We start from the raw sequence: 22,423 nt of genomic DNA on the forward strand, positions 1-22,423 counted from the left end.
GAGGCGCGCCCCTACATGATATCTGTCGCCCTCACCTCACCCCAACCCCTGTCTCAAATAGGGCGAGGGTAGTTTAGATGTACATCGCCAATTCCTATATAATTAGAAAAGACAGTATATATATCAAGGTATCTAACCCATGGACTTTGCATCAGAAGACCGTGCTATGTCTTTAAGTCCTGATGAGTATAGCTTACTAACAGACCTGTATCAATTAACAATGACAGCCTGTTATGTGGGGGAAGGAATTGAGGATAAACCCGCCAGTTTTGAACTATTCACCAGAAAGTTACCGGATAACTTTGGTTACTTAATAGCTATGGGTTTAACCCAAGCATTAGACTATTTAGAAAACCTCAAATTTAACTCATCTCAAATTGAACAACTGAAATCTTTGGGGATTTTCAGTAATGTTAATCATCGCTTTTGGTCGGTGTTAGCAGAAGGAAAATTTAGCGGTAATGTGTGGGCTGTACCGGAAGGTACGGCGGTATTTGCGAATGAACCCATCTTGCGAATTGAAGCACCTTTATGGCAAGCTCAAATTATAGAAACCTACTTGTTAAATACTATAAATTATCAAACTTTAATTGCTACGAAAGCAGCGAGAATGCGCGATGCAGCGGGACCTGATGCCAAATTATTGGAATTTGGAACTCGGCGGGCTTTTAGTCCCCAAGCATCTTTGTGGGCGGCGCGAGCAGCTTTAGGGGCGGGTTTTGATGGTACTTCTAATGTGTTGGCGGCTTTGAAATTAGGCAGAAAACCAAGGGGGACAATGGCTCATGCTTTGGTAATGGCGATCGCTGCTATTGATGAAAATGAAGATGCGGCTTTTGAGGCTTTTCACCATTATTTCCCCGGCGCACCTTTGTTAATTGATACCTATGACACGCTGAAAGCAGCACAACGATTAGCTGAACAGGTCAAAGCTGGTAAAATTCAGGTGCAGGGGGTAAGATTAGACTCAGGAGATATGGTAGAATTATCTAAGCAAGTGCGATCGCTATTACCGGAGGTGGAAATTTTTGCTAGTGGGGATATTGACGAGGTAGAAATTGCTCGTTTAAAAGGGGCTGAGGCTCCTATTAATGGCTACGGAATTGGGACTAAACTGGTGAGTGGAACTCCGGTTAATGGGGTTTATAAGCTGGTAGAAATTGATGGTATTCCGGTGATGAAAGAGTCTAGTAGTAAGGTGACTTATCCGGGACGTAAGCAAATTTATCGACTCATGGAAGGGGGTAAAATGAAAGGCGATCGCCTCTGTTTAATTGATGAAAGCGAGAGTATTAATCCATCATCTATCGGCTTATTGCAGTTGGTCATGAAAGACGGAAAACTGGTCAATCAGCCAGAGCCTTTAGCCGCCATTGCTGAACGCACCGCCGCCTCTGTCGCCAGTCTTCCCCCAGAATGTCGTAGGTTTGATTATCCGATTTTACCAACCATTGAAATTTCCGAAAAGTTGGCAAATTTGAGCCAAAATGTTAGCAAGTCAACCGAGGTAAAATGATGCAATATTCTCCGTTTTTGTCTGGTTTAATGGGAGTCTGTGTAGGCGATGCTCTGGGAGTTCCGGTAGAATTTTATAGCCGCAGTGAGTGTCAAGACAACCCGATCACAACTATGGTCGGCTATGGTACTTACAATCAACCCCCAGGAACTTGGTCTGATGATAGTTCTCTGACTTTTTGTTTGGCTGAAAGTCTCTGTAATGGCTATAATTTGCATGAGATAGCTAAGGCTTTTTGTAAGTGGATTTATGAGGGTTACTGGACACCTTATGGTAATGCGTTTGATATAGGTGGGGCTACTCGCAGGGCGATTAGTAGATTGCGTGAAGGGGTGGAACCTATAGCAGCCGGAGGAACAGATATTCGTGATAATGGTAATGGGTCATTAATGCGAATTTTACCTTTAGCTTATTGTTATAAGTCCCTGGAATTTGCGGAATTAATTAAACGGGTTCACGACTGTTCTCGGCTTACCCATGGTCATCTGCGATCGCAAATTGCTTGTGGTATTTACATTAGTATTGCTGTGGGTTTATTACAGGGTCTGGATATCAAAACCGCCTATATTGAGGGACTGAAAGCGGTTGAAGCTATTTATACTAAACCACCCTTTAAGTCGGAATTATCGGAGTTTGAACGAGTGTGGACTGGTGAAATTGAAAGTTTACCAGAAAAGGCGATCGCCTCTGATGGTTATGTAGTTCATACCTTAGAAGCATCTCTGTGGTGTCTATTAAACAGTTCTTCCTATGCTGAAGCTGTCCTAACAGCAGTTAATTTAGGGTCTGATACCGATACGACTGGCGCGGTTACAGGAGGTCTAGCAGGGATTTATTATGGCTTTGAACAAATACCTTCCGAGTGGGTAAAGGCGATCGCGCGTCGAGAGGATATCATCGATTTAGCTAACCGTCTAGCTAAAGCCACAGAAAATAGTTGATTTGTGAGTAAAATAACCCTAGAAATTTGACCAATTTAATCGATGTTCAACCATCTAATTGGCTTAATAAATTGAGGATGGATAATGCCGGCGCATTAATAACCCGAACACCTGGGGGTAAACTGACCAAATCCGAAAAATAGCCTCCTTCATTTATAGCAATCAAAAACATAACTAAAGCATTCTTATTTTTTGAGGCGTTATAGAGATAGTTAGCCGCCTCAACTATAGTCTCATGATTACGTTGAACCCTAACCGGAATAGGACAACCATTAACATCAGACCTAAGAATTGCATCAATCCCTTTATTTCTGTGAACCACAGCAAAATCTAATCCCCATAGTAGTCCTAACACACTTTCATCAACATTTTTATAAGAATCGCGACCTTTAGTGAGTAGATTAGAATTAGTTTTAATCGGGTCACTCAAACGTTTTTTAGTTAATTCGACAGCATCAGTAGATATATCAATTCCCAAAGAATTTCGTCCGAGTAAACTAGCCGCCACCAAAGTGGTACCGCTACCACAGAAAGGATCTAAAATCAAATCACCTTCATTAGTAGCTATGTTAATAATTTGTTCCAGTAAAAGCAGCGGTTTTTGGGTAGGATAACCGACCCTTTCTTTAGCTTTAGGATTCAAATAGGGAATTTCCCAAACATCACTAAGAGGAACCCCTTTCTTACCGCCACTAGGGATAATATTACCATCTAGGTCTTTGTCATAAATAGACTTCCCATATTCATCTCGTTTTCGGCGCTGGAGAATTTGATCTACGTTAGTAGTTTCCGAATATTCGCGATAAATAAAATTAAATGTATAATCATCAGATTTAGTATAGTAAAAAATAGTTTGATGTGCTGGTAGCAAGGCTTTCTGAGAATTAGACCAGCGTTTATAGTGCCAAATAATTTCAGAGCGAAACATTTGGGGACTAAAAACATCATCCAACAAAAATCTAATCAGGTGTGAAGCATGGCGATCGCAATGAACAAAAATAGATCCAGATGGCGACAAAATTCGCCACATTTCTTGCAAACGTTGATAGATAAAATTCCCATATTCTTGATGAGAAGACCATAAATCTTGAAAAGAAAACTCTTGTCGGCCATCTCGAGTTGTTAATTTATGGGTTTTTTGCGAAAAAAAAGGCGGGTCAAGATAGATTAAATCAATGCTATCTTTCTCCCAAGTTCTGATGATATTAAGGCAATCACCTTGATAAACTAATGCACTCATAGCTAGTTACTCAATATTTTCTAGTAACAGTAAGGGCGGGTTATGCGAGACTGCTTAACCCACCCTAGTAGCTTAATCTGCTAACTTAATCTGCTAATTGTTCAGGGAAATTATGGCTTTTCCTTCTCCAAACTTTGGACAGACTCAATGAGCGATCGCACTGTTTTAGTTCCCTCAGAAGGCTCAAAACTAAACGGAAACTTACCCCGTAAAAGCATCCGAACCCCCAAAGGACCAATACTGAGAATACCCTGGACATCTCGTAAGTAGTTACCCACCACCATTAAGCCAAATTTACGCTCATCAACCCATCCGCCCTGCTTCACCAGTTCAACCATAACCTTACGGTGGCGCACAGGACGACTATCAGACGGCTGCTTACGTTCTAGTATTTCATGCTTAATCTTACCAATTTGATCCATAGGAGCCACCTCCATGGGACAAACCGTATTGCAGTTGTAGCAACGGGTACAGCCCCAAACTCCCTGAATATCCTGGTTATACTGTTCTAAACGTTCCTCAGTGCGTGCGTCACGAGAATCAGCAACCATTCTCTGAGCCTTAGCCAGGGCGTGAGGACCGACAAAAGTCGGGTTAACCTCCTTCGCATTGCATTCAGAATAACAAGCGCCACAGAGGATACAATTGCCATTCTGATTCAAACTTTCCCTTTCTTCAGGAGTCTGGAGAAACTCCCGCTCAGGAATTTTACGCGCCTGTGTGCTAACGTAGGGTTCCACCGCTTCCAGGTTATCCCAGAATTGGGTCATATCCACCACTAGGTCTTTGATTACAGGCATATTACCCATGGGCGCAATGGTTAATACAGGAATCTCATCGCCGCCTGTATAACTGGAATTAGCAGCAGCAATGTCTTGTAGGCGTTTGACTTCACTGGCCACATTTTCTTTACAAGCTAGGGCGGCGCGACCATTAATCCTCATTGAACAACTACCACAGATGGTATTTCGGCAGTTTTTGCGAAAAGCTAAAGTGCCGTCAAGTTCCCATTTGATCCGATTTAGACTATCTAAAATCGTAGTAGCTGGATCAACATCTAACTGATAACTTTGCACCTGCGGCGCGCTTGAAGCAGTTTGCCGGATAATATTAAATTGAACTTTCATGTGATAAAACCAAGGTCTTTGCCTATTTTGACATCCGCCCCGGCGTGCGCTAACGGGGCTTTCCATCTATTTCAACAAATCAAAGATTGACAATTGTTGAAATGCTGGACGGGTTGACGCTTCATTGAGATGTGCTTTCTTTACAGAAAGTCTGACCCTCTCTCCACATCCGTTTAAAGTCTCCAAATGCCCTCCGGCGACCTTAATATTAATCGCAGCGTTAACATCTCTATCATGAGATGTGCCACAATTTAAACAAGTCCACTCTCTCATATTTAATTCTTTTTTGCCACCGCGAAAACCGCAGCCAGAACAGGTTTGAGAAGTGGGAATCCATCTATCAATGACACGACAATCACGCCCGTACATAACAGATTTAACTTCTAGCATTGTTCTAAAACTGCGCCAACCCAAATCAGAAATAGCACGGGATAGTTTTCGGTTTTTCATCATCCCTGAAACCTTTAAATCTTCCAAGACTATCGTTTGGTTTTCACGAATAATCCGAGTTGACAATTTCTGAAGAAAATCGTTTCTGATATCAGAAATCTTGGCGTAAAGTTTAGCTAATTTCTTTCTAGCAACTTCCCTTCTTTGACTGCCTTTCTGTTTCCTTGATAAATTACGTTGTAATCTTCTTAAACGCTTTAGTTGTTTCTTTAAAGGCTTAGGAGATTTAACTTTCTCACCATTGCTTAATGTGGCAAAATCAGTGATTCCTAAATCAATTCCTACAGAATTTTGGTTTTCCGGTAAGGGTTGAGGATTAAACTCAACAACAAAACTGACAAAATACCTATCAGCACTGTCTTCGATTAAGGTAGCACTAGAAGGTTTTGTGGGTAACTCTCTACTCCAGACTACTTTAATATCACCAATTTTAGCGATGTAAATGTAATCGGAATTAAGGTAGATTTTAAAACCATTATCCATAAATCTAGCGGATTGCTTAGATTTACGCTTTTTAAACTTGGGAGGTTTAACTTTCTTGCCTTTTCTTTGTCCTTTACAGGATTTGAAAAAGTTAGAGTAAGCCTGCTCTAAATCTCTTAAAGACTGTTGTAAGGGAATAGAAGAAACTTCTCCCAACCAGATTTTCTCCTCGGTTTTTTTGAGTTCTGTAAGTCTTTGAGAAAGTTCCTTGATATTAGGCTTTTTGTTACCCGCACGGTATTGTTCTTGACAATATGCTAAGGCATCGTTAAATACTACCCGACAGCATCCGAACAATTGAGACATCAATCTCTTTTGTTGGTCTGTTGGGTAAATTCGATATCGATATCTTAGCTTCATACTGTCAAATTGTATTGGCGTGCATTAATTATAGCTAGGAGTCTGGTAGATGTCAAGCCTTTGACGAAAAGAGCGTCTGTTTCGGATTTAAAGATTCATTTGGTCTGTGTGACTAAGTATCGTAGCCAAATCTTGACAGTGGAGAGCCTGATGTTAATCCTGAAGTCTTTTCGAGAAGTGGCTGAAAAAATGAATTTTCAAGTCCTGGAATTTCATGGGGAGTCAGACCATATTCATACCTTAGTTGAATACCCTCCTCAACTCTCTATTTCTGTCATAGTTTTTGCTTTTAAAGGAGTTGACAGTCGTAGATATGGGCAAGCCAGATTCCCTAAACCCTACGGAAAAGAATCTTTATGGTCGCCTAGTTATTTTGTATCTTCAATCGGTGGCGCACCATTAGAGGTTCTGAAGTCTTACATTAAAAACCAAGAAAAGCCGTCGTAGAACGACGGGGTTTTAAACCCAAAATTTTCGATAAATCAGGTTTCGTCTTCATACTCAACCCAGGAATTGGCTGTTTCGGAAACCATGACTTTTAGCTGTACTCCCTCTGGGACTCGCTTTTTGGTTTCATCATAGATAAATTTGGCAATCATTTCGGCCGTGGTTTCGTAGTTTGGGGGTAATATTTCATTGAGAAGACCGTGATCAAGTCCGCCTTTGCTGACATCTTTCTTGGCCCATCGCAGGCTGCGGAAGTCGGCAACCATCACCGGGTGGGGACAAAATTCGGAGGAATGCAGTTGGTTTGATGTGGCTTCTACTCGCACTTTATAGGTGTGTCCATGGAGGCGACCACAGGGGCCGTTGTAATCTTTGATATAGTGGGCGCTATCGAATGTAAATTCGGTTGTTAGTTTCCATTTAGACATGGTTGGCTGACCTGTGGTTTTGGTAACTGTTGACAATTCGCAAAAAATTGGGATGACTGATACAGAAAGATTAATTTTAGTAACTGGTCCGGTGCGATCGGGTAAGAGTGAGTGGGCGGAAAATTGGGCGGAAAATTACGCTAGAAATTACCGCAAGTCGGTGATTTATATAGCTACATCTGGTTTTGATGATCACGATCCGGAATGGGGCGATCGCATTCAAAAACATCGCGATCGTCGCCCTTCCGATTGGACAACTTTAGAGGTTCCTATCGCATTATCAACTACTTTAGCATCTGTCGCCACGGCGGATAATTGTATTTTAGTAGATTCTCTCGGGACTTGGTTGGCTAATTTATTGGACTGGGAAGAATCACAATGGGAACAGGCGGTTACCGAGTTATTACAGGTTTTATTAACCGTCACTGGACCTGTGATTTTAGTCGCTGAAGAGGTCGGTTGGGGGTTGGTTCCCCCTTATCCCTTGGGCCGCCTTTTTCGCGATCGCCTAGGGGGTTTAGTCCGCTTGGTCGGGACTCATGCTGATTCCGTTTATTTAGTCACTGGGGGATATGCGTTAGACTTAACTCGCTTAGGTGTGAAAATCTCCCCCGACTAATAACTAAAGTCTCTTGAATTTTTGCACTTCCGCCAAATCTTTTTCTAAATTACGTTGGCTCGATTGATATTGGTCTTTTTGCATCCGCAACTCTAATTGATGTTTTTCGCGATTGAGTAAATAAGCATTATAGCACTCATTAACCGCCTCTAAATCATCTCTAATTCTTCTTTCTTCCTGTTCTAAAGCATAGCCCATATTTTGGACAATATTATTGCTGACATTTTTAATGAAAGATTGATAATAGCTATTCATATCTTTCTTGAGTTTTTCAGTATTATCTTGGATTTTCGCGGTTTTATCTTGATGATAAGATATCAGCGTAGTCACCATAAAAATAGGTAACAATATCGCCACTATCCTACCTTTGACATCCCCACCCGCTGGAATAAATAAACTACCCATCAGCATAATAGTTCCCACACCAGATATTACCTGACCTTTCAGATTTTTAAATAAATAACCGAACAAACTCGGTTGTTTATATCTACTCTCAAAAGTTGGTTCAATCACAGAAGCCTGTAATATGCTTCTAAAATCTATATCTTCTGGGGGGTGAAATAGGGATTCCGACCATGATAAATTAGGCACAAAGTTCAGGATATCATAGATACGTTTTAGCAGCCCATTTAAACCATCACCGCCATAAAAATTACCAATTCTTTGCCATTCTTCAGAAGACCATTTTATCAACTCTGTTTGACAAACATGAATGGCTTTTAAGTGCAGATAGTGACCCGTAGCATTAGGATTATCTCCTGCTTGTAGTCGGACATATAAATATGCGCTCCGCTGGACTCCGCTGGATTTTAAATCATCAGTAAACTGTTGGATTTTATAGAATAAACTACTTTTCCTAAACTCATCTAATAAATTATTTTTTGATTGATTTAAGTCATTTTTAAGCATTCGGAAAAACTTGTCTTTCTCATCTCCAGCTTTTTTTAAAGCCTTTTTCATATCATCTTTTAAATCATTAGTCTGTAAAAGACTAAGCTGTGCTTCCGTTTGTTGACAATTCTGTTTAATTGCCTCAATTTCTCCTTCTAAAACCTGTTCGATCGCCTCTAGTTTTTCCAGAATATTTTGGCTGAAACGTTTTAATAATAATTTTTCCCCCTGATTGGCTGCCAGTTTTTCTAAAAAATCATAATGTTTCTCTAGTTTCTGCTTAACTTCTTCTTCAATATCTCCGGGATTATTTGCTGCCAAATTGCCTGATAAATCGATTACCTCAACTCCAGGATATTCGGCATTTAAACTGTTATAAATATCCCCAAATTTTTGATAATCTAAAATTATAAATATATGCTCTATTTGGTTTTTAATTGCTTGCTGAATTGCCGATTTATGACTCTCTATGTGCTGTTCCTCATCAATGATTATATATAGTATATCCACATCAGTTAACGCCTTGGCGCTGGCTCCATTGTTCATTGATGGATTAACTGGCTGTGATGCTTGCAGATGTAAACAAATACAGCCTGTAATAGGTATTGCAGAACCCAAAAAAATCGATTCATTAGCACTTAATAAATGATGATTTTCTAGGGGTGCATTATTAATAAAACTGCCATTGGTACTGTTCAGATCGTTAATTTCCCAGCCGCGAATATTACCGTTAACAATGGGTTTAATTTCCGCGTGTTTGTTACTAATCAAATGATACTCATTGGCAATTTTTACCCGACAACTACGATGGCGACCCACTTGGATAATCTCATGTTCCGAAAGAGGATAACGCTGGATTTCTGACCCGCTTAATCCATCAACAATAATTAATTCTGGAGATAACTGGGGTTGGGTTTGGCTGATTACCTGAGTTTCCCATTCATAGGATTCTAACAAATTAGGGCGATCGCTTAATAGATTGTAAAAACCCTCGCCTATCTTCGGGGAACTACTAACAATTTTAACCCTCAGTTTTCCGCTGTTTAACTCCGACTCTAGCTGTTCCAGGGTTTTGGCAATTTCCAGATAAGCCGGGTCTCGGTCACTTCTCAACCCCAAAAATCTGTGAATTTCCTGTATTCTAGTCGCGATTTTATCAGTTTTTAAAGACATAATCGAATCCCCAAAACTTAACTTTAATATMGCCTATTACCACAGCAGAGGACCTTCTACCTGTTCAGGAATTGCTGATGGTGTTGGTGGAGGAGATGGAGGAACTTTATCTCCTGTGGTTGCGGGTGGCTGATTGGTTTGTTCTGGCTGTGGCTGATTGGTTTGTTCTGGCTGTGGCTGCGGCTGCGGCTGTGGCTGTGGCTGTGGCTGTGGCTGTGGCTGTGGCTGTGGCTGTGGCTGTGGCTGTGGCTGTGGCTGTGGCTGATTGGTTTGTCGTTGCGCTTCTTGTTTGGCGGCTTCTGCTTCTCGCTTGGCGGCTTCTGCTTCTCGCTTGGCGGCTTCCGCTAGTCTCCTCGCTTCTGCTGCTTCCGCATTCAGCCTTTCTTGGCGCTGTTGTTCCGCAATGCGTCTTTCTTCCTCCCGTTTCTGATCATTAGCGCGATCGATAATTGGTTGCACTTTTTGTTTCCAATATTCGCTATCTTGTCGCGGTGATTCCCCCAATAATGCTACCCTTTCGGTTTCGGCGATCGCCTCCCTCCAAGCCTCTCTATTCAACGACTGTCTCGCATTTTCTAGGTGATTCTCATTCCGATTCCACTCCTGTTCCCATTGGGAAAGTTCTTGCTTAACTCTCGCGGCGTTCGGACTCGTTTCGGGGATAGCTTCAGCAATTTTTACCGCCTGCTGATAATTACCTTGGCGATATTGTTCCTGCGCTAATTCCTCCATCCGTTGAGATGCTTGCTTAAAGAAATTTTGCGCTTCCGAGTAGGAAGAAGTATTTTCGGGAACCTGTAAAGCCATATCGATCGCACCCCGCCAAGAACCCGCTTCCGCTAAACTATTCGCCTGTTTCATTAACACCGCAGCATGACCATCCTCACAACTTTTTAACAGTCTTGTTAACTCGGATTTTAATACAGGTGTCATCCCGGTAGTTGTCGGTTCTATGGTTAATGCCGTTTTACAAGTCTCATAAGACTCCTGGGATGCTACCATATTACCCTGTTGATGATAACTTTCTCCCTGTTTTCGTGCTTGTTCCGCCTCCGCGATCGCATTTCTGATCGGTGCAGCAGCCTGCCATTTATACACCCAAAAGCCGCCCCATCCTAAGCCGATCATTAATACTATTCCACCCAACCAGGGTAATGCTTTCTTAACCGGAGAAACTGGCGGCGGTGGCGGCGGTTCCGGTGGTGGTGGCGGTAGTTCTAACCCTCCCGACACTGGCTGGGTTCCAGCGGCGATCGCTGTGACTTTAAAATCTATATTTCCTAACTGAATATGACTGCCATTATTTAGGGGTTCCTCACCCACAGGTAGCAATTTACCATCTACAATTGGCGGGTTACTTTCCCGCAGCGATCGTAGATAAAATTGGTGATTCTCTGGACTAAAAAAAATTTCGATATGTAAACCAGATACCGTCTGATCTACGCACACTAAATCACAGCGACTCCCATCTCTACCTATACGGAAAACTCCCGGATGTTTGCTGGGTTGGTTGGCTCGAATGCTGGTGCTATTCAACCTTCCCTCTTCTACCCACTCTAAGGTTAGTTCAGCCATAAATCTGCCCGCTATTATACTGGGACTCCCTACTCTATTTTAGTAGATATTCCCTGGATTGGGATAATTTTTTAACATTTTGTAAATCTTAGATACACCAAATTTTGATCTGATTGTCTTCACTACCACTGGCTAGATTTTGACCATCAGGACTAATGGCGATCGCTCCCACTTGCCAATTATAACCCGAAATTGTGCGGATTTCTGTCTCGGTTTCCCATTGCCACACTTTCACCGTCTTATCATCAATCCCAGCAATTAAACTTTTACCATCGGGACTAAACATCAGAGCATTAATCGCCGTTTTTGCACCCCCAATAGTCAAGATTTCCTCCCCTGTTGTTACCCGCCATAGTTTAATGGTTTTATCTCCACTTCCACTGGCGATAATTTCACTATTCGGACTGATTGCTAAAGCAGTTATAGCTAGTCTATGTCCTGATAAATTTAGGGTTTCTAAACCAGTTTCTCGGTTCCATAATTTCACGATTTTATCCCCACCACCACTGGCGATAATTTCACCATTCGGCGCAAAAGTAATAGCATTAACTGCCATTTTATGACCCGCCAATGATTGGATTTCTTCTCCTGTATTAATATCCCAAAGTTTGATGGTTTTATCTTGGCTACCACTGGCTATAATTTGACCGTCGGGACTAAAAGCAACTGCATTAACTCCTGATTTATGTCCCTCAAATGTGCGGATCTCTTCTCCATTACTGAGGTTCCAAAGTTTAATGGTTTTGTCAGCACTCGCACTCGCTAACATTTTACCATCTCCACTGAAAGAAACCGATCGCACTGAGTTAGAATGTCCCCCTAAAGTGCGGATATCCGCTTCTGGGTTCAGAGTCCACAAACTTCGACCAGGCGCTGATATTTCCCCTGCTTCTATCCCGAAAATCTTACTCTGACTCTTTTGCTCTTCCCCTTCTGACTCAGCTACAGGTTCGGGTTCCGACTCAATTATCGGTTCAGGTTCCGACTCAATTATCGGTTCAGGTTCCAACTCAATTATCGGTTCAGGTTCCAACTCAATTATCGGTTCAGGTTCCAACTCAATTATCGGTTCAGGTTCCAACTCAATTATGGGTTCAGGTTCCGACTCAATTATCGGTTCAGGTTCCGACTCAATTATCGGTTCCGCAATGGGTGGGAGAGAATTATCAGAAGTTGGCGGCTGAGGCTTGGTTTGATATTCAAAGACAAATTCGGGTCCATCCTCACTAAGTTTAATGCGATCGCCTGCTTCGAGGGGATGATTTACCGCCATACGCGCACCATTAATAAAAGTGCCATTGACACTATTAAGATCCTCAATTTCCCACAGTTCCACAGAACCTTCTAATACTGGCTTAATTTTAGCGTGATACCGCGATACCATTGTATATTGCAGAGAATCAACTACAATCTGAGCATCTTTACCACGACCCAAAACAACTTCTTTAGCCGTCGATAAATCATACTGAAACACAGGATGATCTGGTTGTTTATCACCGGGAATACACAATTTAATGACAGCACATTTGTTTAGGTTAGATTCAGACATATCGACTCATCCAATCAACTATTATAATAATTTGGAGGGGGTTATGCACCATATAGGGTGTCCACTCCCTGATTAAGTTAAGTTATCTGAATATATTATGATCGATTTTGCCTGCCTCGTCAATTCTAAAAAAAACCTAAATTTTTCGCCCAAAACTCGATAAATATGGTAATGAAACAAACCCGCCCTGATTTATATAAAAAATTGTAACGTAATTGTGGGCATCTCACTGTTAGTTAGCATATAATAAAAGCACGGCAATTTTCTCAACCCATCCCCATCATTAAATTGGCAGGACGTTAGTATGGCAGATATTGCAACCATTGAAGATTTAATCGAACAGAATGAGGCGAGAACCCAAGCCTTATCTGAGGAAGTAGATCGAGCCATGATCAGTGTAACTCAGGTTGAGCAGTTTCTGACAGCGATCGATAATAACTTAACCGTCGCTGGCGACACCGCGAAGGCTCAATTTGAAACGATGCTCGCTGCTCTCAACAGCACCGACGAAGCCATAGAGAGTGAACTAGAAACGGCGAAAGAAAACCTAACCAGTCTCCAGGAAAAAATTACCCAAGTTGATGAAAAAGTCGAATCTACTTTAACGGAGATTAAAGCTAAGTTAGATGAGTTAAAAAGCCACGCCGCCGAGATATTATCAGATTTAGAGTCGGAGGCGGAGTCAACCAATTCGGGGTTATTGGAACTTTCCCAACAGGTGCAAACATCAGAGGCGGAAACCCAGACCCAAAGTGAAACTGCTAAGTCTAATGTGGAGGGATTTCGCAATAAAATCGAACAATTGCAGGAGGGTTTTAATAGTCAGAAAAACAGCCTTTTTGAGCAATTCGAGGCTTTACAAGGTGAAATTCAGACAAAAATCGAACAAATTGCCTCGGATTTTGAGACATTGCGATCGGAAAGCAGTAACCAGACATCCGAGATGGAAAATGCCTTAGATACGGCTTCCGAAGATGCTATCAATACGATAACTAATAAATTTGTTGATGAGGCGAAAAGTCAGCTTTTAGGAAGTGCAGAATCTCTGAGTGAGGCTCTCAGTGCTTTGGGAGAAGCGGGGGAGAAATCCGAGGAAATGTTAGAGGGACAATTGGGGGATATTATCGATAACATTAATGATGTGGTGGACGCGGTGCGACCAGTTTTAGATGTGTTGTCAAGAGTTAGAGATTTATTAGGTTAATTTGAGGGAGTTAAGACGATGGCGATCGCTGAAGATTTTGGTCAATCATTAGAAGAATCGGCTGAGAATTTAACCAACTTGTTAAATGTCTTAGATCAAGCCTATGATCAACTTGATCAACTCTGTGAACAATTTGAAGGGGAGAGTGACGACCTGGAAGAAACCCCAGAAGTTGTGGAAACCTCATTTTCTAATTTGGTGGAAACCTTAGAAACTGAAGAGTCTAATGTTACCTCGGCTCAAGAGGAGTTAATTTCCGCCTTAGAAGAACTCCTACAAAGTATTTCTGATGCTGAAGGTAGCCTAGATGAAACCTCAGCTAATATCGAAGAAAATTACAGCACATTTGAATCGGAGTTAGATAATGATCTAGCTGAAATGGATGGGGGTATGGATGAAACCAAATCCACATTTGAGGAACTCAAAGACAGCTTCGAGCAACTAACAGAAGCGATAAATCAAGCCATGGAAACCACTATAGGGGTGTTTGAAACTTTGGGTGATGCGATATCAGATCTTGAGGAAAGAGTGACAACGACTCAGGAAGAAACAGAAGGAGATTTTGAGGGTTTAGTTACTGAAATATCCGATACTCATAGGGACTCGTTAGAATCATTATTGGGAGACTTTAGCCAAGTTTTGGCTCAGGATAAGTTATCGGAAATCACGGATAATTTTAGTAATTTTAAGGGGGTTTTGACTGATGTATATAACACCCTAGGTAGCCAAGCGGCTGAAGTAGCCGATAATCTTCAAGAAAGGGGAAGCGCAATTTTTGAGAATGTCAAAGATTATGCTGAGGACTCCCTCAAGGACAATTTAGAGGATTCCTTTAAAGATGCTATTGATGATGTGGTCTCAGATATGATTCAAGAGGTAGGAGAAAATATGGTGATGATGAAAGTGGGAGCGACGGTTACTTCATCACTGACTCCGATTTTGCCGCAAATTGTAGCGGCTAAGGTAGCCACCGGAACTATCAAACAAGTTTTGAGTTTGGGAGGCATTTTATCTTGAGTTTGACGGTTGAATGCTGCTTGTACTTATTCAGATATTAAGGGGAAGTGACAATGGAAGAAGTTTATAATTCTTTGGCTCAAATGTCTTCGGTAGCACCGGATAAATTAAATAGTTTAATTGGGGGAGCTACAGAAATTAAAGATGCGGTGCGTGTCCTAGAGTCTAATGTTGAAGAAAAACAGGGTTTGATTGAGGCTTTGATGGAGCAAATAGCTGATGCTTTAAATGAATTTCAGCAGGAGGTTGGGGAACAACAAACGGAAGTAGAAAGTGAGGTGGAGGAAACTAATAATATTGCGGAAACTTGGCAAGAAATAATCGGTGAGGCTCAACAACAATTAAGCTCGGAAATGCAGACGGCTCAGGAAAAATTAATTGCTCTGAAAGAGGAGTTAGAGTCGGGTAATGATGAGATTAATAATGCGGGAGAAGAAGCACAAAATAGCCTGACTGAATTACAGGAAAAGTTGCAGGAGGGTCAACAGCGACTTCTGGATGCTCAAGAAAACCTGAGTGATGCTGTTCAAGTTTTGCGAGATAAAATTGAGGCGGCAAAAAATAGCGCTCAGGAACAGGTAGAAGAGTTAAATGATCAGGTGAATGAGGCTGAGGATGAGGTGAGCGATCGCCTGGAAGAAATGGGTAATAGTTTTACGGAAATTCAGGGACAATTTGAAACTAAAATCGGTGAAATTACCAGTGATATTATTGAGTCAAAAATTGATGAATTACTGGATGAGTTACAGGAGAAAATCGAAACGGAGTTAAAAGATTTGACTGATTCTGCGGTGTCTGAGGTGAGAGGAACCCTTGACAACATGATGGATAAACTCAGGGGTGCTAAAGATGATGCGGCTAGTCATAGACAGGTAATTAGTCCCCTGATTGAACAGTTAGAGGACTTTATTCAACCTATGGAACTTTTAGTAGACTCGGTGCGAAGTTTAGCGAGTAAAGTTGGGGTTTCTTTTGGTTAAGTAACCCTAGATAGATGGAAATTACCCAAATTTGAGATTATGGAAATCAGGAGTTAGAAATGACTTTAGAACAAGCAGCGAATGAAGTGGTTTTAAAAATGACTCAATTTTTAGAAAAAATTGACTTGGAAGAAGACCATATTGATAATTCTCGCCAACAGTTAGAAGCCATAACGGAAGAAGTGGAAACTGACTGGTCAAGCCTACAAGAACGCGCTGAGGAACTGTTGGAAAAAATAGCGACGGGGAGGGAAGAGTTGGCGGCGGAACGGGAAGCGGTTACTAATCAACTTGGGGAATTACAGTCAAAAATTGAAGCCGGACAGGAAGAAATCAATCAAGAATTAGAAGAGACTCAAACGGCTTTATCGGATTTTTATAACCGAGTTGAAGCTGTTACGCCAGAGTTGGTTGAGGTGATTAACCAGGTGGGAGAATCGTTTATTTCCCTCAAGGAAAAGGCGGGGGAACTGAGTACAGAACAGGAACAAAACTTATCGGAAACTCAAGAGTTTATAGCTGAAGAGGTGAAAAGCGATATCGAAACTCACCAGTCAGAAATTGAGGAACGGAGTGGCGATTTTGAAACTTTTATCGGGACAACTATTCCTGAACTGAAAGATGTGTTGAGCGAATTTACGCAACAGGTTAATGAAATTGTTGAGGGGGTAACAGACAAGGTACAAAACTTACAGGAAGTGGCGGAAAAAACGGCTGAAGATACAATTGAGGAAATTACGGAATCTCAACAGGGTAGAATTGAGGAGTTGTTGGATGCTGCTAACCGTTTAAAGGATATGATGGAACAAATTAGTAATATCATCGACCAAACCAGTGATACGGTGGTGACGACTAAAGATACTATGGTTGATGCAGCAGATACTACTAGCACCGGTTTAAATGCGGCGCTCGGTATTTTTGATGACCTCAAAAGTATTTTAGGAGGGATTTTGTAATTATTGATAACTGCTGCTGATGACTGGGTGAAATGATGGTTAAATATTGGCGATCGCCATTAGGGTACACTCCCAGACTAACCGAGGTTGAACGTAAGCCAGCAGATGTTTTTTAGCTTGTTCTAACTGGTGAAGTAATCCGGGAATTGGCGGTAAGCTATTGTTACCATTAACCCCATGATTATGGTATTGTTCCCAATAGGAATGTTGCAGATAATCCACTAACCATAACTGAGCCTGAGTATCAAGAGAACGGCTAATTTCTGCTGCTAATTCGAGAGATTCTCGTAAACTTTGGGGAGGTTTTTTGACTTTGGCTAATAGTTCGGGTGAAATAGTTTGTAATTGTTCCCAACAGGCGATCGCTTGTCCGGGACTCCCTTGGGCCATTGCTATGATGTCAGGATGACGGCAAATTTCACCATAGCCGGTTTGATTTAATATCTGAATTATATCAGTATTTGATAGCCGAAAAAAGGGGATTTTTGCACAGCGAGAGACCAAGGTTGATAGCAAAGAATCTACGCTGGGAGCAATTAAAATTAACACGGATTTACCCGGTTCTTCTAGGGTTTTTAATAAACCATTAGCCGCTCCCTCAGCCATAGTTTCCGCCGCCTCTAAAACCACGACAGACCGCAGAGACTCCAAAGCCGGACGGCTGACAAACTGACTAATTTCTCGCACCTGTTCCAGGCGAATTTGTGGCGGTGCGCGACGTTTGAGACCAGCGGCGGCGGCTTCGGCTGCTGAGAGCAATTTTCCTTGGTGCAAATAGGTGGGTTCTACCCAAAGTAAATCAGGATGATTTCTCATCTCAACTCGATGTTTAATAGATTGTTTATGTGCGTCCTCCTCGGATGAATTTACGAGATTTTTGCGAGTCGGCTGTAATAATAATTCGATAAAAAATCGAGCTGCTAAACTACGACCTACTCCGGGTATTCCGACGAATAAATAAGCCGGAGCGATCCGATTTTGGGCAATTACTCGGCTGAGAAGTTCGACAGCTTGAGCCTGTCCAATTAAATCGCTAAAGGCATCCATCATTATTTGAGATTAACCCCCATTCTAGGAGTTTTTGATTGAGTATATTTTGGATTTGTTGAGTCACACGATCGCGATCGCCATTTCCATCAATAGGGACAATGCGCTGGGGATACATTTTGGCTAGAGTCGCAAATCCCTCAGCAACGCGATAGTGAAATTCTAGATCAGCCTGTTCAATGCGATCGGCTTTTTTTCTAGCCTTAATCCGGGTGAGTCCTGCTTCTACAGGAACATTTAACCACAGAGTCAAATCCGGGACAAGACCCCCAGTCGCGATCTGGTTAATTTGGTGAATTTGCTGTAAATCGAGTCCCCGACCATATCCCTGATAAGCTAGGGTAGAGTCGGTAAAGCGATCGCATAAAATCATCGTCCCCTGGTCTAACAGAGGTTTAATCAGAGTTTCGATATGTTGTGCGCGGTCTGCGGCATATAATAATAACTCACTGCGATCGCTCAGAGGTTCGTTGATCTCATGGTGAAGCAGTAAATCCCGCAAATGCTGACCTAATTGGGTTCCTCCGGGTTCCCGCGTCACCTGAACCCCCGGTTGGTGGAGTTTCCCCCCGGGGGAATGGTTTAAGGACAGGCGATCGGCTAACCACGGCTGAATTTGCTGTATTTGCGTAGTTTTGCCGCATCCTTCTATACCTTCAAATACAATTAGTTTTCCTGCCATTTCTGTATTTACAACCTCCCTAGATCTGATTCAGTCATCGCATATTATGGCAGTTTCGTTAATCAAAATCCGAAAATTTTAGCAAATCTGGTGGGGAGTTTTTACTAAGCCACACCCGAAGCGCTATAATAATCCCGGCTTAATGACTCATCTCTAGGGTTGTGTACCAGAAATGCCAGTATCTCTATCAGGGAACCATAAAAACAGTTAGTCAATATAGCACTACAGCTTGTTCACCAGTCGATTGCCCTCACCCTAAATCTGGATCCCAGAGAGGGAGAGGGACTTTGAGAGGTGATCAGATGATTTCTGAACAGGCTGTAACCTGCTTATTGGTATTAATTAAACTTGGAAATTATCGGGAGTTTTTCGATGGCTCGTTATACGGCTTTTTTTGTGATTGCTATCAATATTGAAGATGCCAGAGAAATATTAATAGATATTATGGAATCTTGCAACCTTGATCTGATTTATCAAACCCCCAGTTCACTTATTGCTAGGGAGGTGATCGGTCAAGTTTCCATATCTCAATTAGTCACCTTAGAGGTAGTATTTGATACAGCCACCTCCACAGACACAGAAATAAAAATGACTGTGGTTTTAAAAAATGAAGAATTACCCCTACAACCCGATAATCACTGTCGCCAAATGTTTGAATTGGTCAGCGAAATGATGATCAACCATCGCCAGTGGGTATTACTAGAAAGCATGACACTCTAGTCATTTTCATTTCAGTTAATTTTCACAAAAAAAAGCGCCCCCCAATTCGGGAGACGCTTTTTTTTACATACAAATTAGCTACAAATTAGCCGATGTTAGGAGCAACTAAATTGACAGGTTTAGACTCAGTAGAAGCCAAATCTAACGGGAAGTTGTGAACGTTACGTTCGTGCATAGCTTCAATGCCTAAATTAGCGCGATTAATCACATCAGCCCAAGTATTTAGGACTTTACCCTGGGAATCTAAAACCGAGTGGTTAAAATTAAACCCATTCAGGTTGAAAGCAAAACAAGCTACTGCTAAAGATGCAAACCAGATGCCAACAACAGGCCATGCACCTAAGAAAAAGTGTAAAGCGCGACTGTTGTTAAAAGAAGCATACTGGAAAATCAAACGACCAAAGTAACCGTGAGCAGCTACAATGTTATAAGTTTCTTCTTCTTGTCCAAAGCGATAACCCCGGTTTTGGCTTTCAATTTCAGTGGTTTCACGTACTAAAGAAGATGTCACCAGAGAACCGTGCATAGCTGAGAAAAGAGCGCCACCAAAGACACCAGCTACTCCCAGCATATGGAAGGGGTGCATTAAAACATTATGCTCTGCTTGCAGCACTAACATAAAGTTAAATGTGCCAGAAATCCCCAGCGGTAAACCATCAGAAAAAGAACCTTGACCGATAGAATAAACTAACAGTACCGCCGTCGCAGCAGCTACAGGAGCGCTATAAGCAACAGCAATCCAAGGACGCATTCCTAACCGATAAGACAGTTCCCACTCACGACCCATATAGCAAAAAATGCCGATTAGGAAGTGGAAAACAATCAACTGGTAGGGGCCGCCGTTATAAAGCCATTCATCAATATTTGCCGCTTCCCAGATGGGATAAAAGTGCAACCCAATCGCATTAGAACTGGGTACAACAGCCGCCGTGATGATGTTATTGCCGTACAACAGAGAACCGGAAACGGGTTCGCGGATGCCGTCAATATCCACAGGAGGTGCAGCTACAAAAGCTAACACAAAACAGATGGTGGCAGTTAGCAAGGTAGGGATCATCACAATACCAAACCAACCTACATAAAGGCGGTTATTGGTAGATGTTACCCAACCGCAAAACTGTTCCCAAATATTGAGATTTTCCCGTTGCTGTAAGGTAGTGGTCATATCAAATATGATTGCGTTATTGAGTTTTCGAGGTACATATCCGGTAGTTGTTTTTCTACCGTGTCTGTAATATCTCACACTTAACTCATATATGTCAATAGCTTTATGACTATTTAGTTATATGTTTAATCAGATAAAACTGATGATAGCTATAAGTTTTGCTTATTAATTTCCCTAAATCCCTAAACTCACGCCACTGCGTCGGATATCCCCAGTTCCTAAAATAGTCCCATCAGCATTAGTGGCGACTCCATTAACCCCACCAAAAAACATATTCCGTTCCCCCCATTGGACAATTTCGCTATGGTCCGCAAGTTGCAGATGATTAATCTCGGTTTGATTAAAACCGGGTTCGATATCAAAACGATAATTCTCCCAATGGACACGGGGACGATTAACGGCGGCGGCTAAGGACATCCCAAAATCGAGATAATTGGAGATTACTTGTAAAATGGCGGTGCGAATACGATTAGACCCGCCAGACCCGATCACCATCTCTAAACGATCGCCATCTAAAATCAAAGTAGGAGCCATCATCGAGGATAGTCGCACATTTTCCCGCCACTGGTGGAAGCCGTGGGGGTTCAAATCTTCCTCACCTAACATATTATTAATCATAATCCCCGTCCCCGGAATCATATAACCCGACCCCTCCCCGTTAGAAGTAGTAACACTAGCCGCATTCCCCTCACTATCCACAACACTAATATGAGTGGTACTCCCCCACTTATTCACGGTCTCCTGTAATTCTTGCAGATAGGGTTGTAGATGTTCTGGGGACAGGAACTCAGCAGCCATATTCTGTTCATGAAGGCGATCGTCAAACCCCTGTTTTCTCACAGTATTAGTTAATCTCATTACATCCGCTAAAATATGGAGATGCCGACAACTCCCAAACTCCAGATTAGCAACTTCAATTCCCGAAAGCAGTTCCAACCCCAAGCCAATGAGCGTTCCCCCGGAACTGGGAGGCGGATTAGTCAAAATCTGTTTTCCCCGATAACCAATTCTTAACGGTTGGCGTTCAATCACCCGATACCGTCTCAAATCCTCCTCACTTAAATAGCCACCCCCCTGATGACAATCAGCCACCAATTGCCGAGCAATTTCCCCCTGATAAAACTCCTCAAATCCCTGTTTAACCAGATATTCCAGAGTATTCGCTAGATTTTTCATAACTATTCGTTCACCAGCTTGGAGAATCGAGCCTTGGGGAGCATAAATTTCCCGACCTTCGGGGGAACTCAATAAAATTGAGGAGAGAATCTGGTTAAAAGTATAGGCTTGGAAAGTATTAATTTCTAAACCATTTCTAGCCAAATTAATCGCGGGTTCAGCCACTACCTTTAAAGGCAGTTTTCCTAGGGTCTGGTGAACCTTAAACACCCCAGCCGCCACACCCGGAACGGCCATAGAACCCAAACCAATATGAAATTCCTGAACACTGCCACCAAAATTGACATCAACCGGGTAAAAATATACTTGACTTTTTGATTGTTTAATGCTTGGTGTTTGTGTAAAGAAATCAAATAAAATATTCTGATTGGTGTGGGTGTGAGCCAACAGGAAACCTCCCCCACCTAGGGAAGTTAACCCGGGTTCAGCCACACAAGCAGCCAGCATGGACGCGACGGCTGCATCAAAAGCATTACCCCCCAGGGGGAACATTGCTAACCCAGCCAGTGCGGTTTCTTGATGGCCGGCTGCGACGACACCATTTAGTTTCTGCATATTTGAGGAACTTCTGAGCTACAAAATAATTCAAAATAATTATGCTGTGTTATAGCCTGATCCTGTTCTTATTCTTAAATAATGGGGCAGGGGTTGGCTATGTCTAAATACAACTTCCCCCA

Annotated in this window: 20 protein-coding genes; 9 read left to right on the forward strand and 11 right to left on the reverse strand. The window is 42.1% G+C overall.

Annotated elements, in window-relative coordinates:
* Positions 1–139: 139 nt before the first annotated feature.
* Both B9T16_RS04855 and B9T16_RS04860 read left to right on the forward strand, forming a co-directional pair.
* Entirely contained in the window at positions 140–1,516 is a 1,377-nt protein-coding gene (locus B9T16_RS04855) for a nicotinate phosphoribosyltransferase (RefSeq protein WP_410244218.1), read from the forward strand.
* On the forward strand, positions 1,516–2,457 hold the full coding sequence (locus B9T16_RS04860) for an ADP-ribosylglycohydrolase family protein (RefSeq protein WP_410244225.1): 942 nt from the start codon (positions 1,516–1,518) through the stop codon (positions 2,455–2,457). Before B9T16_RS04855 ends, B9T16_RS04860 begins: the two co-directional genes overlap by 1 nt.
* Before the next feature lie 46 nt (positions 2,458–2,503).
* On the opposite strand, the gene B9T16_RS04865 is transcribed toward B9T16_RS04860, so the two are convergent.
* From B9T16_RS04865 to B9T16_RS04875, 3 genes are all read right to left on the reverse strand, one after another.
* Positions 2,504–3,697: a DNA-methyltransferase gene (locus tag B9T16_RS04865; RefSeq protein ID WP_410244219.1), complete on the reverse strand. Its 1,194-nt coding sequence runs from the start codon at positions 3,695–3,697 to the stop codon at positions 2,504–2,506.
* Between the two features lie 110 nt (positions 3,698–3,807).
* Complete coding sequence (locus B9T16_RS04870; protein WP_014277158.1) at positions 3,808–4,824, reverse strand: succinate dehydrogenase/fumarate reductase iron-sulfur subunit; 1,017 nt, start codon at positions 4,822–4,824, stop codon at positions 3,808–3,810.
* A gap of 66 nt (positions 4,825–4,890) precedes the next feature.
* On the reverse strand, positions 4,891–6,117 hold the full coding sequence (locus B9T16_RS04875) for an RNA-guided endonuclease InsQ/TnpB family protein (protein WP_014277159.1): 1,227 nt from the start codon (positions 6,115–6,117) through the stop codon (positions 4,891–4,893).
* 60 nt (positions 6,118–6,177) lie between these two features.
* Between B9T16_RS04875 and tnpA the strand changes: the two genes are divergently transcribed.
* The gene (tnpA, locus tag B9T16_RS04880) at positions 6,178–6,564 is read left to right on the forward strand and encodes an IS200/IS605 family transposase (RefSeq protein ID WP_014277160.1); all 387 of its coding nucleotides are present in this window, start codon (positions 6,178–6,180) and stop codon (positions 6,562–6,564) included.
* A gap of 35 nt (positions 6,565–6,599) precedes the next feature.
* On the opposite strand, the gene B9T16_RS04885 is transcribed toward tnpA, so the two are convergent.
* Positions 6,600–6,992 carry a 6-pyruvoyl trahydropterin synthase family protein gene (locus B9T16_RS04885; RefSeq protein WP_006616308.1) on the reverse strand — a complete coding sequence of 131 codons (393 nt, stop codon included), beginning with the start codon at positions 6,990–6,992 and terminating at the stop codon, positions 6,600–6,602.
* 52 nt (positions 6,993–7,044) lie between these two features.
* On the opposite strand from B9T16_RS04885, the gene cobU reads away from it, so the two are divergent.
* Positions 7,045–7,611 (forward strand): bifunctional adenosylcobinamide kinase/adenosylcobinamide-phosphate guanylyltransferase, encoded by a 567-nt coding sequence (gene cobU / locus B9T16_RS04890; protein ID WP_152088520.1) that lies wholly within the window; start codon positions 7,045–7,047, stop codon positions 7,609–7,611.
* Between the two features lie 3 nt (positions 7,612–7,614).
* On the opposite strand, the gene B9T16_RS04895 is transcribed toward cobU, so the two are convergent.
* From B9T16_RS04895 to B9T16_RS04905, 3 genes are all read right to left on the reverse strand, one after another.
* Complete coding sequence (locus tag B9T16_RS04895) at positions 7,615–9,675, reverse strand: FHA domain-containing protein (RefSeq protein ID WP_006616306.1); 2,061 nt, start codon at positions 9,673–9,675, stop codon at positions 7,615–7,617.
* Positions 9,676–9,711: 36 nt separating this feature from the next.
* Positions 9,712–11,250, reverse strand: coding sequence for an FHA domain-containing protein (locus B9T16_RS04900; protein WP_410244220.1), 1,539 nt, complete (start codon positions 11,248–11,250; stop codon positions 9,712–9,714).
* A gap of 88 nt (positions 11,251–11,338) precedes the next feature.
* The gene (locus tag B9T16_RS04905; RefSeq protein WP_410244221.1) at positions 11,339–12,799 is read right to left on the reverse strand and encodes an FHA domain-containing protein; all 1,461 of its coding nucleotides are present in this window, start codon (positions 12,797–12,799) and stop codon (positions 11,339–11,341) included.
* Positions 12,800–13,103: 304 nt separating this feature from the next.
* Here B9T16_RS04905 and B9T16_RS04910 point away from each other — a divergent pair, with 304 nt between their 5' ends.
* The 4 genes from B9T16_RS04910 to B9T16_RS04925 are packed head-to-tail and all read left to right on the forward strand — an operon-like array spanning position 13,104 to position 16,956.
* The gene (locus B9T16_RS04910) at positions 13,104–14,003 is read left to right on the forward strand and encodes a hypothetical protein (RefSeq protein WP_006616769.1); all 900 of its coding nucleotides are present in this window, start codon (positions 13,104–13,106) and stop codon (positions 14,001–14,003) included.
* A gap of 18 nt (positions 14,004–14,021) precedes the next feature.
* Positions 14,022–15,020 (forward strand): hypothetical protein, encoded by a 999-nt coding sequence (locus tag B9T16_RS04915; protein WP_006616768.1) that lies wholly within the window; start codon positions 14,022–14,024, stop codon positions 15,018–15,020.
* A gap of 53 nt (positions 15,021–15,073) precedes the next feature.
* Positions 15,074–16,000 (forward strand): hypothetical protein, encoded by a 927-nt coding sequence (locus tag B9T16_RS04920; protein ID WP_006616767.1) that lies wholly within the window; start codon positions 15,074–15,076, stop codon positions 15,998–16,000.
* 59 nt (positions 16,001–16,059) lie between these two features.
* On the forward strand, positions 16,060–16,956 hold the full coding sequence (locus B9T16_RS04925; RefSeq protein ID WP_006616766.1) for a hypothetical protein: 897 nt from the start codon (positions 16,060–16,062) through the stop codon (positions 16,954–16,956).
* 39 nt (positions 16,957–16,995) lie between these two features.
* Here the strand turns inward: B9T16_RS04925 and B9T16_RS04930 are convergent, their stop codons facing one another.
* Both B9T16_RS04930 and tmk read right to left on the reverse strand, forming a co-directional pair.
* On the reverse strand, positions 16,996–18,003 hold the full coding sequence (locus B9T16_RS04930; protein ID WP_035736820.1) for a DNA polymerase III subunit delta': 1,008 nt from the start codon (positions 18,001–18,003) through the stop codon (positions 16,996–16,998).
* Positions 17,990–18,685, reverse strand: coding sequence for a dTMP kinase (gene tmk, locus B9T16_RS04935; RefSeq protein ID WP_006616764.1), 696 nt, complete (start codon positions 18,683–18,685; stop codon positions 17,990–17,992). Before tmk ends, B9T16_RS04930 begins: the two co-directional genes overlap by 14 nt.
* Before the next feature lie 372 nt (positions 18,686–19,057).
* Between tmk and B9T16_RS04940 the strand changes: the two genes are divergently transcribed.
* Positions 19,058–19,405, forward strand: a complete 348-nt coding sequence (locus tag B9T16_RS04940) for a hypothetical protein (RefSeq protein WP_006617378.1) — start codon at positions 19,058–19,060, stop codon at positions 19,403–19,405.
* 85 nt (positions 19,406–19,490) lie between these two features.
* Here B9T16_RS04940 and psbA read toward each other — a convergent pair whose 3' ends face one another.
* Both psbA and ggt read right to left on the reverse strand, forming a co-directional pair.
* On the reverse strand, positions 19,491–20,570 hold the full coding sequence (gene psbA, locus B9T16_RS04945) for a photosystem II q(b) protein (protein WP_006617377.1): 1,080 nt from the start codon (positions 20,568–20,570) through the stop codon (positions 19,491–19,493).
* Between the two features lie 174 nt (positions 20,571–20,744).
* Positions 20,745–22,301, reverse strand: a complete 1,557-nt coding sequence (gene ggt / locus B9T16_RS04950) for a gamma-glutamyltransferase (protein ID WP_006617376.1) — start codon at positions 22,299–22,301, stop codon at positions 20,745–20,747.
* Positions 22,302–22,423 lie beyond the last annotated feature (122 nt).

Source organism: Arthrospira sp. PCC 8006 (assembly GCF_046480465.1).
Classification (GTDB): Bacteria; Cyanobacteriota; Cyanobacteriia; order Cyanobacteriales; family Microcoleaceae; genus Limnospira; species Limnospira platensis.